The following is a 16,227-nucleotide window of genomic DNA, read 5'->3' on the forward strand; positions in this document are numbered from 1 at the left end:
ACCCCTGTCTTGAATGATCCAATCCTGCTCCTACTGCGTATTCATTATCAAAACGTCACGTAACGAGGCTATCATGTTCGACGAAACCCAAAGGGGCAGGAAAAAAATCGCCATAGTTGGCGCAGGCATTTCAGGCCTTTCAGCGGCTTATTATCTTTCCGAAAACAATGACGTGACACTCTTTGAGGCTGAACCCAGGCTTGGCGGGCATGCCCGCACGGTCACGGCGGGAAAAAATGGCGATCAGCCCGTCGATACCGGTTTTATCGTCTTCAACTATGCCACCTACCCTTACCTGACACGGTTGTTCGATACGCTGAACGTGCCTGTCGAAAAATCCGAAATGAGCTTTGGTGCGACCATCGATAACGGGCGCATCGAATACGGGCTGAACAACCTGCGCACTCTTACGGCGCAGAAACGCAACCTTGCGCGGCCGGCCTATTACAAGATGATCGCCGACATCCTGCGTTTTGGCAGAGAGGCCCCGGACGCAGCCAAGGACGATGACACAACGATCGGAGAGCTGGTTGATCAGTTGCAGTTGGGGCACTGGTTCCGGCACAATTACCTGATGCCCATGTGCGGTGCGATCTGGTCGACCCCAGTTGAATTTGTGGATCAATTCCCGGCGCGGTCGCTGGTGCAGTTCTTTCGCAATCACGCTCTGCTGGCCAATGGCCGCGCCAATCAGCACCAATGGTACACCGTCAAGGGCGGCAGCATTGAATATGTCCGCCGGATTGACGCCACCTTGCGTGCCCGCGGGGCCGAAATACGTCTGGCCAGCCCCGTTCAGAGGGTTCAGCGCAATGAGATAGGCGTGACCGTTCACAGCCAAGGCCAGTCGGATCAGTATGATGAGATCATTCTGGCCACCCACTCGGATCAATCCCTTGCCATTCTCGGCCAGGATGCCACCCCAGCCGAAGCAGCCGCGCTTGGCGCGATCCAGTATCAGCCCAACACGGCCATCCTGCATTGCGATCCGTCGCAGATGCCCAAACGCCGAGCCTGTTGGTCCAGCTGGACCTATCGCTCGCAGGCCGGGAATGTCGGGGTGACCTATTGGATGAACAGGCTGCAGAATATTCCCGACAGTGACCCGCTGTTTGTGACGCTGAACGCCTCATCCGAGATCGCCGCCGACAAGATCTATGATCAGGTCGAATTCGCCCATCCGGTTTTTGACAAGGCCGCACTTTGGGCACAGGGGCAAATCCGCGAGATGCAGGGACAGAACCGCACCTGGTTTGCGGGCGCCTATAACCGGCACGGGTTTCACGAAGACGGGATTGCCAGCGCCATGCATGTCGTCGAGCGGATCGCTGGCGGCCCGCAAACCATCGGAGCAGACAATGGCACCCCCGAACAGATCGCGGCCATCCCTGTTGCGGCCGATCTTTGAGCTGTTGCGCCAGGCCATTCTGGCGCTGGCGATGGTGCTGCCCTGCGGTTTAGCGGCGTCACCTTTGGCTGAACGGTTGGACGATCCAAAAGTTCTGGGCAGCTCTACGTTCCGGTTCCTGGGTTTGCCGGTTTACGATGCCAGGCTTTATACGCCCGGCGGCGCACCGTTTGACTGGAATCAAGAGTTCGGACTGAAACTGACATACCGCAAATCCATCGCGCAGAAGGCTCTGATCAAGTCGACGCTTGACGAAATGGTGCGACAGGGAAACCCGACTCCAACCGCCGATCAGTTGCAGGCCTGTTTTCAGGCCGTCAGCAAAGGCGACAGCTATCTAGCAATCCCGGAGGGGCCGGACAAGATCGGGTTCTGGCGCAATGGCAGCAGAACCTGCACCTTGTCGAGCCCGGGTATCACGCGCGCATTCATGTCGATATTTCTTGGCAGCAACACCAGATCGGCCAACTTTACCCGGCAGTTGAAGGGTCAGTGATGCTGTATCCCCGGGTCAGTCTCTATGCGTTGATGCTCGCCGCTGCAGGCATCCCGCTTTACATTCATCTGCCGCGTTTTGCGGCGGTCAATCTGGGCATTGGCCTTGGGGTGATCGGCGCCGTCCTGTTGCTGATCCGTTTGGTTGACCTTGTGCAGGATCCCCTGATTGGCTGGGCGATTGACCGGTGGCCTGGTGGCCAGCTTTTGTTTGCTGCCCTCGCCGCACTTGGGCTGGCGGTTGGCTTCCCGCTGCTGTTCACTCTGTCTGAGGGCGTGTCCGTTGCCAGTTTGGTGGCCATCCTTATCCTGCTGTTTTCAGCCTACAGCCTGGGAACCATCCTGCTCTATGGCCGCAGCGCCACGTTGGCCAAAACGCCCACCCCGTCCGAGCTGATGACACTCGCCGCCTATCGCGAGGGCGGGCAGCTAACCGGCGTGATACTTGCCGCAAGTGCCCCCGCGCTGTTTGTCGCCTTTGGCGCGCAGGCGCAGGGCTATCCTGCGTTCGGGCTGTTTTTGGGCCTCATCGCCATTCTGACATTTGTCCTGACAGCCCCGATCTGGCGACGCGCGCCGATAACCGGACAAGCCCTGACCTTTTCCGGGCTCGGCGATGCCGGTGCGCTGCGCCTGCTGGTTCTTGCGCTGATCAACAGCTTGCCGGTCGCCATCACTTCGACCCTGTTTCTGTTTTTTGTCGAAGACAGGCTGCAACTGACAGGCATGGCAGGACCACTGTTGATCTTGTTCTTCCTCAGCGCGGGGGCAAGCGTGCCCCTTTGGGCGCGGCTCAGCAATCGGATTGGCCCGAAACAGACCCTAATGATCGCCATGCCGCTGTCGATTGCGGCCTTTGTCAGCGCCGCGACGCTGTCAACCGGCAGCCTAGCCGGGTTCGCCCTGATCTGCATTGCATCGGGCGCCGCACTTGGGGCGGATATGGTGGTGCTGCCGGCCATGTTCTCGGTCGCTCTGACACGCGCAGGTCTGAACGCATCCGCCGCATTCGGCATCTGGTCTTTCGCGGGCAAGCTGGGGCTAGCCCTGGCGGCCTTCTTCACCCTGCCATTGCTGGAACGCAGCGGATTCACCCCGGGACAGGCAAATTCAGCCGAAGCGCTGCGAACGCTCAACCTCGCCTATGCCATTTTGCCCTGCATCCTGAAACTCGGCGCGTTTGGAATGGTCCTGACGCTGCCAACTGAGGTCTCAGCCAAATGAAACTGCTTGCTATAGCCCTGCTCATCATCTTCGCCCTGTCCATTGCAAAGGGGCGCTATCTCAGCTTTCGGGCCCAATCGCCTGAGGATTACAGCGGTACCGGCCCCGCCTTTGAGATGAAGGAAAACCTGAACGGGGAGATCCTGTCCGAAGGGCTGATCTATGGCCCCGACGGTAAGATGTCGAACAGCTTTGTCGCCCGTATGGTCGGGCAATGGGACGGCAACACAGGCACCCTGACTGAGAATTTCACCTATTCCAACGGCAAGAAGATGACCCGCAAATGGTATCTGAAGCTCGGCACCGGAAACACCTTCATCGCCACAGCAGATGATATCGTGGGCGAAGGGCGCGGCACGGTCTCAGGCTCGACAGTCAAGCTGACCTACAAGATCATCCTGCCCGAGGACGCAGGGGGCCATACGCTGGACGTAACCGACTGGATGTACCTGACGGAAAGTGGCGTCATCATGAACCGGTCCGAGATGCGAAAATTCGGCATCAAAGTCGCCGAGCTAATCGCCACCATGCGCCCCGCGCCCTCCACCAAATCCACCTATCTGGACCGGGCGAATGGCCATGACGCCGCCGCTGAAACACGGGTGCTGCAATGAAACTACGTCGTCTTGTCATCGCGGGCCTTGCTGTTCTGGGGCTGACACTTTTGGTCGCCTGCTCCGCCAAACCCCGAACCCCCAAGACCTTTTTGTCCGATCGGCAGTTGAACCTGGAAGAGTTCTTTGAGGGTCAGACCGTGGCCTATGGGCAGTTTCAGGACATTCTGGGCAATGTCCCGCGCCGGTTCACTGTTGATATCAACGGAACATGGGATGGCGAGACGCTGACCCTGGTCGAGGATTTCGTCTATGACGACGGTGCAACCGAGCAGCGCGTCTGGACCCTGACCAAAACCGGCGATGATACCTGGACCGGCACCGCCCCCGGCGTGCTGGGCACCGCCAGCGGGATCGAGCGCGGCGATACCTTCAACTGGACCTACAAGATCGACCTGCCCGTCAAAGATGGGACCATGCGGGTCGATTTCGATGACTGGATGTGGCTGCTGAGCGATGACCGGCTGCTGAACCGGGCCTATGTCTCGCGCTATGGCATCCGGCTGGGCGAGGTCATCCTGTTCTTTGAAAAGAAATAGCCAGACAGGAAAAGGGCGGACCCGAAGGCCCGCCCTTAGATCAATCTGGTTCAGATCAGCTTAGAAGTTGAACTGAGCACCAAAGTCGGCGCGGATCTTGCCGTCGTCGTCGCCGTCTTTGATCTCGCCAACTGCACCGCGCAGCGATACACCGCCGCCCAGGTCATAGATGGCGCCAACACCGATGTTGCGGGTGTCGTCGTCAGCCGAACCGTCACCGTAAACTAACTGCAGCGTGGTTGCCGCACCCAGATCATAGGCGACCGAGAAACCATAAGCGGTGCCGTCTTCGGCGTCGTTGTTGACGTCATCGTCAGCCACGAACAGGGTGCCGTAGAAATCGCCCAGTTCTGCACCCAGGGTCAGAACAGTCAGGCTTTCCTTGTCAACGCCTGCGCCTTCATCAGTTTCACCATATGCCAGCGAGGCGGTGAAGTTGTTAAAGGTGTAAGTTGCGCTTACGTCCCAGCGATCACGGTCGTCAGTGATGCCTGCGCCCAGGAATTTCGTGTCCTGGTCATAGGATGCCGAGAATGCCAGATCGCCAACGGTGTAGCGGAAGAACACAGCATTCGCGCCCGTGCCGGTTGAGCTGTATTCTAGGAAGGAATAGTTCACGCCCGAATACTGACCCAGGAATTCTTCCAGGCCCGGCTCGGTACCGAAGTAGTCATCCAGGTTGTCGAACGAACCCGAAACGTTACCGGCGTCAACACGCAGGCCGCCATAGATAACCGAGAAACGGGCGCCATTCAGGCCAGCTTCGTTCTGCTCGCCGGTGCTTGAATCGTCATCCGCCTGCAGACGAACACGGCCCTGGAATTCAACGCCGCCATCTGTTTCGGCACTGGCGTCGATGTTCAGACGAAAACGCGACACCAAAATGGTATCGTCGGTCGAGGCGTTGTTCGAATTGACCGCACCAGACGCGGTCGTTGTGGTGGTGGTTGCTGAACGGTCTTCTTCATAGCCCAGACCAAAGCGGCCATAGCCGCTGAATTTGACTTCCGCGGCAGCAACACTGGCGGTTGCAATCAGCGCGGTCGATGCGATGAGTACGTTTTTCATGGTTAATCCATAAGTTTTGAGAGGAGTAGTGCCACCGAAGCGGCGGCTAAATTCGTCGAATAATTTCAACATGGGCACAATAGCGAGACGGGATTTTCCACGCCCTCTGCCTGCAACGGTGTTGCCACTTTGCACCGGGCAAAAAGGCCGCAGGGCGTAGATATTCAAGCTTTTCGAGCACTTTGTTCGCTCATTGGAAACGTTACAAAAATTTGAACGCAAAAAAGCCAGACCACCTCTTTAAACCGGGAATTATTGACAGGTCGCATGATTCAGGGATTCTCGGTCCCTACCCCTGTTGTGACTGCAGCCCAATTTCAGGTGAGTCGCAATCTGAGAGTCCGCATTCCGGGAATTGCCACGCCCAAGGGCACGCCCAGTCACACAGCATAATGCCCAGCCGCGCTTCGGGTCGGATGCGATCCTGCTACGGCATCATATGCTAGTTGCTGTTATAGAAAAATGACAGGCTGCGGCTGACACCGCCAGGGGGCAACGGGAAAGGTGACGCCGCACGAACCTGCGCCTTGGCAGCGCGGTCGACTTCGGGGGATCCAGAGCTGTCGACCACATCGACAAAGGCCAAGGTGCCATCCGGGTTGATCTGAAAAAAGACTTGAGCGAAACCGCGTGCCGAAACATAGACCAAAGGCGCCCGGTTCAGATGCATGAGCACACGGCCAGCATAGTTGGTTTTGGTGGAATTGCCTGGCCCCCTTCCCCCTGAACCTGCACTGGTGTTGCCGCGTGTGAACGGGTCAATTCCCGCGCGTTTGTACTGCGACAGCGGGGATTCGACTTCTTTCTCTGGGAACCGCAGATCACTGAAATCGTTGGAGCCCGGCAAGACGCCCTGCGGTTTGGAACTAGGTCGTTGATCCGGTAGCTTCGGACGCACCGAAGAGGTTAGTGCCGTCGCTGTCTCTTCTTTCGCCTCAGGTTCGGGTTCGGGCTCGACAAGTGGGATGTCGACGTCGGGTATGTCAGCTATCAGCGGTATGTCGGGAACCGGCGATGGCTCGGGCGTGGGAACTTCGGCCGGGGCCGGGTCAACCGCTGCCTGTTCTTCGGCTTGCACCGGGCTGGCCTCGGGCACTCCTTCGGGTGTTTCGGCCTGCTCACTGGGTTCGGCCTGAGGCGTGGAATCTTCGTCCTGGCTGGCGGCTTCATTTGCGTCCGAAGGTGTCTCAGATGTGGTTTCCGACGGCTCAACCGTTTCCGTCACAACCGGGCGCACGATTTCGGACTTGCCCAGATCGGGTGAAGGGACCTGCTGAGGGTTATCAGAGGCGACCAATGCTTCGCTGACCGGCACTTCTTCGGGTTCGGGTGCCGGTTCGGGCTCCAGCGGCTCTTCCGGTTCCGGTTCGGATTCGGGGGCGGGCTCGGGCTCAACCGGGTCCGCAACGACATCGGCAATCTCTTCGAACTCATTGCCCAGCGCGATGGCATCGGCCGGGCCTGCGGGTTCTGCGGTTTCCGTCAGATGGGGCGCTGTCACGCTCAACCCGCCTAAGTGAATCAACAGCGACACCAGCACCGCAATAGTCGCAATGACAACCGAGCGTCTGATCATTCCAGCGCCTTTTCGGTCACGACAAAGACCGACGTCGCCCCCAACCGCCGCAGAGTCCCCGTCACCTCGATCAGCCGGTGGCCCGGTGCATCCCGGTCGGGCACGATCCGCACCGGCGCGGGGTCGCGGCCGGTCATATAGGCTTCGGGGGTCATCGGCTGGCCCCGAAAGCTGAGCAATCCGTTCTTGTGCAGAACCAACGCGTCGGGGGGCTCACTGCCCTCCAGTTCTGACGTATCAACAAGCTGCAGATCCGGATCCAGCGGCGGCGCTATCGTTCCGGTGATCAAAAAGAAGATCAGCATCAGAAACACGACATTGATCAAAGCAATGGTCGAATCGCGTTTGCGGCGGGGTCGAATATTGCGGATCATCGCCTCACTCCAGCACCAGAACGCTCAACCCGTCACGGCCACGCAACCGTACCAGCAGATTGACCAGCCTTTGCGAGGTTGTATCGGGGTCGAGGCTGACCAGGACCTGACCGGTGTTCACCTGTTCGACCACGTCGTCCAATGTGACCGGCACACCGTTCAGGATCAGGCGCTCTGATCCCAGCTGCAGAAACACCCGCTGACCCGTAACTTCGTCGGTCGAGGCGCCGCCGGTCGCACTGCTCAATTCGATCTCGGCATATCTCGAGAAGGTCGAAGTCAGCATGAAGAAAAGCAACAAAAGGAAAATGATGTCGATGAGCGGCGTCATCGACATTGGCCGTCGCACAAATGGTGCCCGATTACGCATGATCTGCTGTCGTTGGGACAGCGGCCATCTGGGCAGGGTCTGACGATCCCCGCCCCGGAACAAGAACGGTCCTCAAGGCCTTGTCGGCGAAAACCCGTTCGCGCGCAGTGCGACTTTCGAACCAGGACAGAACCATCGAGGTCGGCATCGCCACGGCCAGACCAACCGCTGTGGTGACCAGCGCTACCCAGATACCGCCCGCAAGCAGCGAGGGATCAACCGACGATCCGGCAGTCTGAAGGCTCTGGAACGCTTCGATCATGCCAAGGACGGTGCCGAACAGGCCCAGCAGAGGCGCCAGCTGTGCCACGGTGTCCAGCAGGCGAAAGCCGCGTTCAAGGCCCGCCAAGGCCAACCCGGCCTCGGCATCCAGCCTTTGGTCCAGCCCGGGCATGATGGGCGCATCCATGGCAGTGCTGACTAGCGGCGCAAGATAACTGCGGCTTTCCGCCAGCTTGGCCCTTGCGGCTTGCGTGTCACCTGCATCCCAGGCCGCAAGCGCCTGGGACAGGATCTTGTGCCGACCGACACCGGAAACGGTGAACTGCCAAAGCTTGTACAGCGTGACGGCCAGCGTCACGATCGACATGGCGATCAGGACCGCAACCACCGGCCCGCCAAGGGCAACAATTTCACGCAAAGCATCAAGCGGGCTCATCTGAGAAACTCCACATCTGTTCGGTTGTTCAGGGTCAGGGCCGCGTCGCACAGATCGCTCTCGGCGCCTTCGACCGTACATGTATTGGATCCGTTGATTAGAATCCGGCCAACATCGCCGCAGCTCATGTCCGCGATGCTGAACTGCCGCACCCGTAGACGACCTGCAGGAATATCGCGGAATTTATACAGCGTCAGGCTGACAACATTGCCCTGAGCGTCAAAGACAACGGCTTCATAACTGGCGGCCTCAATCTCGGCACCGGTTTGATTTTGCACCAGAAATGACAATCGGCAGTTGCCGTCGACCTGTTGCAGATTGTTCAGTTCCATCAACAGCCCAGCGCTAGGGTCCTCGGCGGATTGCGCAAGGGACATGGTTGGAATGCCAAGACAAAGGATCGCTAGTTTCGCCAGGCGGAAAGACGTCACAGGTATTCTCCCGGTAATTCAATGAAGACATCGAAGGCCGGCGTTTCGGTGCTGGCGCGTTATTCTTTTATCCAAGAGCTATGGCCCGCGAAAGGGCTCGCGACGCATTTGTGACCAACCGGCATATTTACGGCCATCCGGTCAGACCACTGGTTTCCGGCCGGATTAACCTGAACCCCTGAGGCCTTGTACCTGGTGCCAATTAACCTCGGACCGACCGAAATTGCGTCTGAGTGGTGCGACCACACCGGGCTGGTTCCGATTTGACAACAAAACCATTCATTTGGGAGGCTTGACCGCAATATCATAGCAATTCGGCCTGACATCTGCCACACTTGTTACCAAATTGGTCTGATACCACGTCAATCTTTTGGATTCGGCGCGATATTGACGCGAAAGAGGCATGCAACGATGTGCCGAAGAAGTACCAGGGGGCAAGCGCTGATCAATGACGACTGTCATCGGGAAATCCACACGCCTTTCAACTATTCTGCAAAACGCCGATCTACATGACTTCAGCGCGCGGTTTCTCGAAGAAGGGATAGACGACGTAATATTGGACGAATTGACAGACCCGGAACTTCGAGATCTGGGTTTGACTGTCGGTCAAAGGAAACGTTTTCGGCAAACACAGGCAGAACTGAAGCTTCAGGAAGCGTCCGACAAACCCGCAATGTCCCGTGTGGCCGAACGGCGACAGCTGACGCTTGTATTCTGTGATCTGGTCGGGTCCACGCAATTAGCACAGCGGCATGATCCGGAAGAGCTGATGCAGATCATGAATCTGTATCTGGACACCGCCATCGGCACGATGAAACAACACGGATGCCACCTGGCTTATAAGCAGGGCGATGGCATCATGATGTATTTCGGATATCCGAAAGCCACTGAAGATGATACCGAGCGCGCGGTGCGTGCGGTTTTGGAAACCATCGAAGCGGTTCAGAATCTGGAAAACAAGTTCGGTGAAAACCTGGACCTGCGCGCGGGAATCGCAACCGGAGTTGTCGTTGTCGGGGTTGTTTCCTCTGCCAGCCTGGGAACACAGGATTTCATTGTTGGCGAAACGGCCAACCTTGCCTCACGCCTTCAGGGATTGGCCAATCCCGGTGAAGTTGTCGTCTCGTCCGAGACATGGCGCCTGACAAAAGGGGCCTTCAACTTTGAACCGCGCGGCAATCACGAATTGAAGGGATTTGATGGTGAGCGCTCGGTCTTCCGCGTTATTGACGAAAAGATCGCCGCCAGCCGGTTCGACGCGCGCACCGGCAAGTCCACGGTCAAATTGGTTGCCCGCGAAGACGACCTGACCGGCCTGACAGGGCTTTGGGATCATGTGCTGCGCGGATCGGGTCAGGTTGCGCTGGTTGGTGGCCCGGCCGGTATCGGGAAATCGCGGCTGATCAATTCCCTCAGCAAAACGCTGGGACAAAGGCCTATGACCCTGCAATGTGTCCCGCATCTTGCCAGTTTGCCCCTGCACCCGCTGCGTGCCGAGCTTCGGCGGTTTGCAGGGGATGAGACTGATACCGACAAGGTAACCGAGTCGATCAGGGAATACGCGAAAAACGCCTCTCGTTTGACCGAAGAAGATGCTGCGCTGCTATTGGATTTGGCCGGGTTTGAAACTGACGCTCCGGTCGAACCCGATCCGATCAAGAAAGCCCGCAAATCTTTGGACTTGCTGATCCGCTGTGCCGGGAGCATCTGCGATGAACGCGGGTCATTGCTGTTGGTATTCGAAGATGTGCACTGGGCGGACGCAACCACGCTGGATGCCTTGGACGCGCTGATCGACGCCTTGGACCAGTTGCCCATCCTTGTGGTTCTGACGCACCGCCCTGAATACGAGCCTCCGGAACATTTTGAAGGCCGCGCGTCAATCGTCGAATTGACACCTCTTTCGGTTCTCGAAGCGTCTGAACTGGTGCGCCGTGTTGCCGTACCGCGCAGCCTGCCGGTCACTTTGGTCAGACAGATTGTCGAAAAAGCCGATGGTGTGCCGCTTTATATCGAGGAAATGACCAAGGCGGTTCTGGATCAGCTGCCGCAGGACGTGCCCATCGACGCCGGGGTAATGGGAACCCTCAGTATTCCCGCAACTCTTCATGACTCGCTGATGTCGCGGCTGGACCGGATGGAAAATGCGCGACCTGTAGCGCAGTTGGGATCCGTGATTGGCCGCAGCTTCACGTCGGCGATGATCCATGCGGTAGCGCCCAAGGAAACGGATGTGGAATCGGCATTGATCCAACTGATCGGTGCAGGTCTGGTATCCATCACCAGCGAAGCCGGGGCGCCGACTTACACGTTCCACCATGCGCTGGTGCAGGACACAGCGTACCAGTCGCTTTTACTTGAAGACCGGGAACAGATTCACCTGAAAATCGCCAAAGAATTGCTGGCCGGTCACAAGGCTTTTGGTAACCCGACACCGGATACCGTGGCGCATCACTGCGATCTAGGCGGTCTTAAGGGCGAGGCTGTTACCCACTGGGTTCTGGCGGGTGAACAGGCCCTCAGCCGCCTTGCGAACCTACCGGCGATTGCCGCTTTTCAGGCCGCATTGCGCAATATCGAAACGATGCCCGGCGGTCCCGAACGAGATGGGGTAGAGCTTGGCGTTCAGATGAATGTGTTGCCTGCGTTCATGGCGATACACGGTTGGTCATCCACACAGGTTGGGCAGACCGCAGCCCGTGCGATGCATCTTGCACAGGCGCTGGGTGCGGGCGAAACCCTGTTTGCCGCGACCTTCTGCCGATGGACGCATTTCTTTGTGTCGGGCCAGATGAACCGCGCACTTGAGATGGCGCAGGCCCTTGACGGCATGGCCAGCCTTGCACCGGATCCGGTTACAAACGTCCTTGCTGCTCGAGCGCTCAGCTATACTCATTATTTCCGCGGCGAGTTCGCCGATTGCGAAAGACAGCTTGAACGGGGCCTTGCCCTGATCACGCCCGAGCTTGACATGGCCATGATGCCGATGACCCAGTCCTCGACCAGCGCGTCGTTCTTTGCCATTCAGGGCTGTCTTCTGTGGCAGCTTGGCAAATTCGACGAGGCCGAAGAGGCCCGCCTGAAGTCGATCGAAATCAGCAAGCCGTTCGAACACGCCCCCAACCTTGTTTACATTATGGGCGCGTCGTCGATGTTCCTTCCGTATGCGGGCGAATGGGACTTGCTGGACGATACGATGAACGAAGCGCGTCGGATCGCGGACGAAGAAGGGTTCCTGTATCTTCACGCAATGCAGGATATCTATCTGGGTCTGGCTCAGGCGGGCAAAGGTGACGTGATCGGGGGGGCTGCTCGTGTCGGGACCTATATGGACCTTGTGTCCCAGGCTGGCGGCAACTTTACCTTCCCGCAAAACCAGATTGTCCTGTCCGAGCTGTTGATAGATCAGGGTCATATCGAGGACGCCCTGAACCGGCTTGAACATGTTTGCACGCCCGGGTGGGACCGTGGAGAGATGTTGAACAAGCCGGAATATCACCGTGTGCGCGCTAAAGCATTGGCCGCCCGTGGCGACCTTGACCAAGCTGTCACTGAGGCAAATCAAGCCCTGCAGCTTGCACGTGACATCGGGGCAGTTGTTCAAGAGAAACGCGCTCTGGATTGCCTGAACAAATTTGCTAAAACGTTATGAAATTAGATAGCTGCCAGATTTAACCGCGCAGTGCCATCCAGAAGGGGGAGACGATGACCGAAGCACTTGAATTGGACCAGCAGCAGTGGGACGCTGTGAACAAGGCCGTCCACGATGAAGCGTTGCGCGCGCGTATTGCTGCCAGTTTTCTGCCGCTCTACGGCCCGCTACCGGCTGATACCCAATCGGTTCCTCTGAACAAGCTTGAACTGGTTCCCGAAGCGACCGGTCCAAAGATGCGCTTTGGCGTGAATGATTTTGATACGACGCGGCTGTCGACAGTGTCCGTGAACGTCCATGTCAAAGGCGCACAGCTTGCAGATCCCGAACTGGCCGCCGCGCTGATTATGTTCCGCCGGGCGGCTGCCATTGTCGCACGGGTTGAGGATGAGATCATTTTTAACGGTCAGGCCGGCACCGGTGAAGGCCCCCAACCCGCGCCCGGCGCACCCGTCACGCTGCCCCCGGTTTATACCGTAAGCGGTGGTGGAAAATACGAAGGCCTGCTGGAAGCGGGGGAGGCACAACCCATTTCCAGCGGTTCCAAGAAAAAGCCTACCGGCCCCGAGGTTTTCGAGGCCGTGGTTGCGGGGATCAGTCAACTGGAATCCCTGGGTCATCTTGGACCCTATGCCTGTGTGATGGGTAACGGCCTGTTCCAGGCGGTCACGACACCGATGGAAAACTCGATGGTCCTGCCCCGCGACAGCATTCTGCCATTTCTGGACGGGCCGCTGCTGCGGTCTGGCGCATTTCCGGTGAACAAGGCCGTGCTGGTGTCTTTGCAGGGCGCACCGGTTGAGATTGTTGTGCCTTCTGACATTGCGGTCAAATATCTGCAGACCTCGGCAGATGGCGATCATATCTTCCGCGTTCAGCAGAAATTCCGCCTCAGGATCAAAGAAGCTCAGGCTATCTCGACCATCACGTGCTGACCGGCGCGATGGGTATGCGGGAATTCAGCGACGGCGGGGTCACCCTGCGCTGGTCCGAAGCCGCCTTTCAGGCCGCCACCGGGGTACAGCGGGTTCTGGTTGAGGCCGGGCCTGCGATATCTCCGCATGACACGCTGCGCCTGTTCTATCGCGAAGGGGGCGGACCTGAACGGGCTGTCCGTGGGTGGCCACTGGGTCAGGATCCACAATCGGGGTTGCAACAATTTGCAGCGGCCCTGCCCGTTCCCGCTGTGGGAAAACAGATGACCTGGCGGCCGGTTCTGACCTCGGGCGGGCGCGATTATGACCCCGGAAACGCGGTCGCGCCGAAACCAGAAGATCGCGCGCCAAAACACGAGACATCCAGTCCGGTGCTGGATCATATCGCCCATTTTGAGGTGCCGTTTTCAGGCAACTTCAACCCATCGGGTGAAACTCCCGATGGCATATGGCTGCATTTTGCGATCAAAGAGGGCGGTACCGTGACCGGCCCGAACCTGAACGGAACGATCGAGCCCGTGGGCGGAGACTGGATGCGCGTGCGCCCTGATGGCGTGGGTATTCTGCATGCCAAGGCGCTGATCAATCCGACAACCGGCGGTGCCCCGGTCATGTTCGACGATACCGGGATCTGCGATTTCGGTACGGATGGCTATGCCGCCCTTGCCAAGGGCAAGCTGCCACCCAGTGCCCCGGTTCGGCTGGCGCCCCGGTATCTGACCTCGAATCCGCGTTATATGTGGATCAACCGTCTGCAGGGTTTCGGAATCGGAGAGGCCAGCCTGTCCGACATCACCCTGCGATTTGACGTCTATTCCGCGAAAGGAACATCCGATGGCTGAAAAGGTGGTCATATTAGGCGGAGGCGTCGGCGGGATGAGCGCCGCGCATGAGCTGATCGAACGGGGTTTCGAAGTCGAAGTGTATGAGCGTCAGCTTATCGCCGGCGGCAAGGCCCGCAGCATTCCGGTGCTTGAAGGCGAAGACGATCACGGTTCGAAAGAGGAACATATCAGAGCGCTGAAAGACTGGATCGGGATGCACGGCTATGACCTGCCACCCGGTGTCAAACGCCCCTGGTTGCCCGGTGAACATGGGTTCCGGTTCTTCCCTAACTTCTACCGGCACATCACCAATACGATGTCGCGCACGCCCTATTATGACAAGGGCACCTGCTACGACAATCTGGTTCCGACAACCCAGGTATTGGTCAGCCAGTTCGACCACCCCGGTATCATCGTACCCGAGCGGTTTCCACAATCGCTAAAAGAGGTCGCCAATGCGCTCAAGACCTTTGCCTATACAATCTCGCCGCGCAACGAAATCGACTTTGAGGATATCGAACATTTCATTGGTTGCATGTGGCGCATTGCGACCTCGTGCAAAGAGCGCCGGTTCGATGAGTATGAACGTATCGGCTGGTGGGAATTCATCGGCGCCGCGGAGCGGTCCGAAGCCTATCAGAAGTTTCTGGCAATCGGCCTGACCCGGTCACTGGTGGCGGCCAAAGCGACAACCGCAAGCACCAAGACCGTCGGCGATGTCGCCATTCAACTGCAGCTTGGGATCGCAACACCCGAGGCGACCAGCAACAGGCTGCTGAACGGGCCAACCAATCTGGTCTGGATTCAGCCTTGGCTGGAATATCTGAAAAGCCGGGGTGTGGTGTACCATTTCGATTCCAAGGTGACCGGGATTGAATGCCGAAACGGCCGAATTGCCAGCGCCACGGTTGAACAGGACGGCACGCAAAAGCAGGTCACCGGTGATTGGTTCATCAGCGCCTTGCCCATTGAACGCATTGCACCTTTGGTGACGCCGGCCATGACAAAGGTAGATCCGGGTCTGGCCAAGCTGCCATTGCTTGCCGAAGACGTGCAATGGATGAATGGCATACAGTTTTACCTGACCAAGGATGTTGAACTAGCCCATGGCCATGTGATCTTTATCGACAGCCCTTGGGCGCTGACGGCTGTTTCGCAAAAACAATTCTGGTCCCAGATAGATTTTGAAAACTGGGCCGATGGTAAGACCAAGGGATTACTCTCGGTCGATATTTCCGAATGGGACAAGCCGGGCACGAACGGAAAAACCGCGCGCGACAGCTCTCGTGAAGAAATCGCCAAAGAGGTCTGGGAACAGCTCAAACGCAGCCTGAACGTTGATGGCAACATCGTCCTCAGGGATGAAGAACTGCATTATTGGTTCCTGGATCCCGACATCGTTGAGGACCCCGATCATCCTGCCCGAGAAAGCAATGTCGAACCGCTGTTGGTAAACCGCATTAACAGCTGGCGGCTGCGGCCCGAAGCGGCGACGCTGATTCCGAACTTTATGCTTGCGTCCGACTACGTCCGGACCAACACCGACCTGGCCACCATGGAAGGCGCAAATGAGGCTGCCCGAAGAGCCGTCAATGCCATCCTACGGCGCAGTGGTTCTGAGGCGCAGCCCTGTGAAATCTGGGATCTGCATGAGCCCGACATCCTGCAACCCCTCCGGGCCTATGACTATGCCCGATATCAGGCGGGTGAGCCCTGGGATGAACGCTTTGCCATCGCTGTCGAGGCCGCTTTGCGCATGGGACAAGACGCCACCGGCACCAAACGTGGTGGGCAAGGACCGCTGGCCGCGATTGGTCCGCTGACGGCCGAATACTCCAAGCCCGGCGGAATTGTCGAAGACCCTGCGATCTCGGACGCGTTGCGCATGGTCGCGGCACCTCCTGAGCTCTATAATCTGATGGCCGCGCATCTGCCGGGCCGGGACACACCGATCCCCGGCGCGGACTTTGCCGAAGATCTGGCGATCGGCATTGTTGAGGCGACCTCACCGCCAACCGACACGTCCGGTCGCAAAGTCATCATCACACAGAAGGGCTGA

The 16,227-nt window shown here is 58.2% G+C and carries 15 protein-coding genes; 9 read left to right on the top strand and 6 right to left on the bottom strand.

Features of this window, described 5'->3' with window-relative positions; all coding sequences use genetic code 11:
- Nucleotides 1-73: 73 nt before the first annotated feature.
- From AC2FHW_RS16820 to AC2FHW_RS16840, 5 genes are read left to right on the top strand one after another with little or no spacing between them, the layout of a single operon-like run.
- Entirely contained in the window at nucleotides 74-1,408 is a 1,335-nt protein-coding gene (locus tag AC2FHW_RS16820) for an NAD(P)/FAD-dependent oxidoreductase (RefSeq protein WP_271951804.1), read from the top strand.
- Nucleotides 1,359-1,904 carry a hypothetical protein gene (locus tag AC2FHW_RS16825; RefSeq protein ID WP_271951802.1) on the top strand — a complete coding sequence of 182 codons (546 nt, stop codon included), beginning with the start codon at nucleotides 1,359-1,361 and terminating at the stop codon, nucleotides 1,902-1,904. Before AC2FHW_RS16820 ends, AC2FHW_RS16825 begins: the two co-directional genes overlap by 50 nt.
- Nucleotides 1,904-3,127, top strand: coding sequence for an MFS transporter (locus AC2FHW_RS16830; RefSeq protein WP_271951800.1), 1,224 nt, complete (start codon nucleotides 1,904-1,906; stop codon nucleotides 3,125-3,127). Before AC2FHW_RS16825 ends, AC2FHW_RS16830 begins: the two co-directional genes overlap by 1 nt.
- Nucleotides 3,124-3,741: a DUF3833 domain-containing protein gene (locus tag AC2FHW_RS16835; protein ID WP_496822277.1), complete on the top strand. Its 618-nt coding sequence runs from the start codon at nucleotides 3,124-3,126 to the stop codon at nucleotides 3,739-3,741. The genes AC2FHW_RS16830 and AC2FHW_RS16835 overlap by 4 nt, the downstream gene beginning before the upstream one ends.
- On the top strand, nucleotides 3,738-4,280 hold the full coding sequence (locus tag AC2FHW_RS16840) for a DUF3833 domain-containing protein (protein ID WP_271951796.1): 543 nt from the start codon (nucleotides 3,738-3,740) through the stop codon (nucleotides 4,278-4,280). Before AC2FHW_RS16835 ends, AC2FHW_RS16840 begins: the two co-directional genes overlap by 4 nt.
- A gap of 60 nt (nucleotides 4,281-4,340) precedes the next feature.
- Here AC2FHW_RS16840 and AC2FHW_RS16845 read toward each other — a convergent pair whose 3' ends face one another.
- The 6 genes from AC2FHW_RS16845 to AC2FHW_RS16870 all read right to left on the bottom strand — a co-directional run bounded on the left by AC2FHW_RS16845 (nucleotide 4,341) and on the right by AC2FHW_RS16870 (nucleotide 8,757).
- Nucleotides 4,341-5,348 (bottom strand): porin, encoded by a 1,008-nt coding sequence (locus AC2FHW_RS16845; RefSeq protein WP_142638522.1) that lies wholly within the window; start codon nucleotides 5,346-5,348, stop codon nucleotides 4,341-4,343.
- Between the two features lie 442 nt (nucleotides 5,349-5,790).
- A complete protein-coding gene (locus tag AC2FHW_RS16850) occupies nucleotides 5,791-6,924 on the bottom strand; it encodes an energy transducer TonB family protein (protein ID WP_271951794.1) in 1,134 nt (377 codons plus the stop codon).
- The gene (locus tag AC2FHW_RS16855; RefSeq protein WP_271951792.1) at nucleotides 6,921-7,298 is read right to left on the bottom strand and encodes an ExbD/TolR family protein; all 378 of its coding nucleotides are present in this window, start codon (nucleotides 7,296-7,298) and stop codon (nucleotides 6,921-6,923) included. The genes AC2FHW_RS16850 and AC2FHW_RS16855 overlap by 4 nt, the downstream gene beginning before the upstream one ends.
- A gap of 4 nt (nucleotides 7,299-7,302) precedes the next feature.
- On the bottom strand, nucleotides 7,303-7,668 hold the full coding sequence (locus tag AC2FHW_RS16860; protein WP_496822278.1) for a biopolymer transporter ExbD: 366 nt from the start codon (nucleotides 7,666-7,668) through the stop codon (nucleotides 7,303-7,305).
- Nucleotides 7,661-8,326: a MotA/TolQ/ExbB proton channel family protein gene (locus AC2FHW_RS16865; RefSeq protein WP_271951788.1), complete on the bottom strand. Its 666-nt coding sequence runs from the start codon at nucleotides 8,324-8,326 to the stop codon at nucleotides 7,661-7,663. Before AC2FHW_RS16865 ends, AC2FHW_RS16860 begins: the two co-directional genes overlap by 8 nt.
- Entirely contained in the window at nucleotides 8,323-8,757 is a 435-nt protein-coding gene (locus AC2FHW_RS16870; RefSeq protein ID WP_271951786.1) for a hypothetical protein, read from the bottom strand. The genes AC2FHW_RS16865 and AC2FHW_RS16870 overlap by 4 nt, the downstream gene beginning before the upstream one ends.
- Before the next feature lie 448 nt (nucleotides 8,758-9,205).
- Here AC2FHW_RS16870 and AC2FHW_RS16875 point away from each other — a divergent pair, with 448 nt between their 5' ends.
- From AC2FHW_RS16875 to AC2FHW_RS16890, 4 genes are read left to right on the top strand one after another with little or no spacing between them, the layout of a single operon-like run.
- Entirely contained in the window at nucleotides 9,206-12,409 is a 3,204-nt protein-coding gene (locus tag AC2FHW_RS16875) for an adenylate/guanylate cyclase domain-containing protein (RefSeq protein WP_271951784.1), read from the top strand.
- Between the two features lie 53 nt (nucleotides 12,410-12,462).
- The gene (locus tag AC2FHW_RS16880; protein WP_271951782.1) at nucleotides 12,463-13,344 is read left to right on the top strand and encodes an encapsulin; all 882 of its coding nucleotides are present in this window, start codon (nucleotides 12,463-12,465) and stop codon (nucleotides 13,342-13,344) included.
- 14 nt (nucleotides 13,345-13,358) lie between these two features.
- Nucleotides 13,359-14,186, top strand: coding sequence for a DUF3237 domain-containing protein (locus AC2FHW_RS16885; RefSeq protein ID WP_281995742.1), 828 nt, complete (start codon nucleotides 13,359-13,361; stop codon nucleotides 14,184-14,186).
- On the top strand, nucleotides 14,179-16,227 hold the full coding sequence (locus tag AC2FHW_RS16890) for a hydroxysqualene dehydroxylase (protein ID WP_496678489.1): 2,049 nt from the start codon (nucleotides 14,179-14,181) through the stop codon (nucleotides 16,225-16,227). Before AC2FHW_RS16885 ends, AC2FHW_RS16890 begins: the two co-directional genes overlap by 8 nt.

It is taken from the genome of Ruegeria sp. YTSA108 (genome assembly GCF_059610185.1).

What these genes read in the sequence shown, in the direction of transcription:
- AC2FHW_RS16835 (WP_496822277.1), top strand. Translation starts at nt 3,124, where the DNA reads ATGAAACTGCTTGCTATAGCCCTGCTCATCATCTTCGCCCTGTCCATT.
- AC2FHW_RS16865 (WP_271951788.1), bottom strand. Translation starts at nt 8,326, where the DNA reads ATGAGCCCGCTTGATGCTTTGCGTGAAATTGTTGCCCTTGGCGGGCCG.
- AC2FHW_RS16825 (WP_271951802.1), top strand. Translation starts at nt 1,359, where the DNA reads ATGGCACCCCCGAACAGATCGCGGCCATCCCTGTTGCGGCCGATCTTT.
- AC2FHW_RS16880 (WP_271951782.1), top strand. Translation starts at nt 12,463, where the DNA reads ATGACCGAAGCACTTGAATTGGACCAGCAGCAGTGGGACGCTGTGAAC.
- AC2FHW_RS16875 (WP_271951784.1), top strand. Translation starts at nt 9,206, where the DNA reads ATGACGACTGTCATCGGGAAATCCACACGCCTTTCAACTATTCTGCAA.
- AC2FHW_RS16820 (WP_271951804.1), top strand. Translation starts at nt 74, where the DNA reads ATGTTCGACGAAACCCAAAGGGGCAGGAAAAAAATCGCCATAGTTGGC.
- AC2FHW_RS16885 (WP_281995742.1), top strand. Translation starts at nt 13,359, where the DNA reads ATGCGGGAATTCAGCGACGGCGGGGTCACCCTGCGCTGGTCCGAAGCC.
- AC2FHW_RS16850 (WP_271951794.1), bottom strand. Translation starts at nt 6,924, where the DNA reads ATGATCAGACGCTCGGTTGTCATTGCGACTATTGCGGTGCTGGTGTCG.
- AC2FHW_RS16855 (WP_271951792.1), bottom strand. Translation starts at nt 7,298, where the DNA reads ATGATCCGCAATATTCGACCCCGCCGCAAACGCGATTCGACCATTGCT.
- AC2FHW_RS16860 (WP_496822278.1), bottom strand. Translation starts at nt 7,668, where the DNA reads ATGCGTAATCGGGCACCATTTGTGCGACGGCCAATGTCGATGACGCCG.
- AC2FHW_RS16845 (WP_142638522.1), bottom strand. Translation starts at nt 5,348, where the DNA reads ATGAAAAACGTACTCATCGCATCGACCGCGCTGATTGCAACCGCCAGT.
- AC2FHW_RS16840 (WP_271951796.1), top strand. Translation starts at nt 3,738, where the DNA reads ATGAAACTACGTCGTCTTGTCATCGCGGGCCTTGCTGTTCTGGGGCTG.
- AC2FHW_RS16830 (WP_271951800.1), top strand. Translation starts at nt 1,904, where the DNA reads ATGCTGTATCCCCGGGTCAGTCTCTATGCGTTGATGCTCGCCGCTGCA.
- AC2FHW_RS16890 (WP_496678489.1), top strand. Translation starts at nt 14,179, where the DNA reads ATGGCTGAAAAGGTGGTCATATTAGGCGGAGGCGTCGGCGGGATGAGC.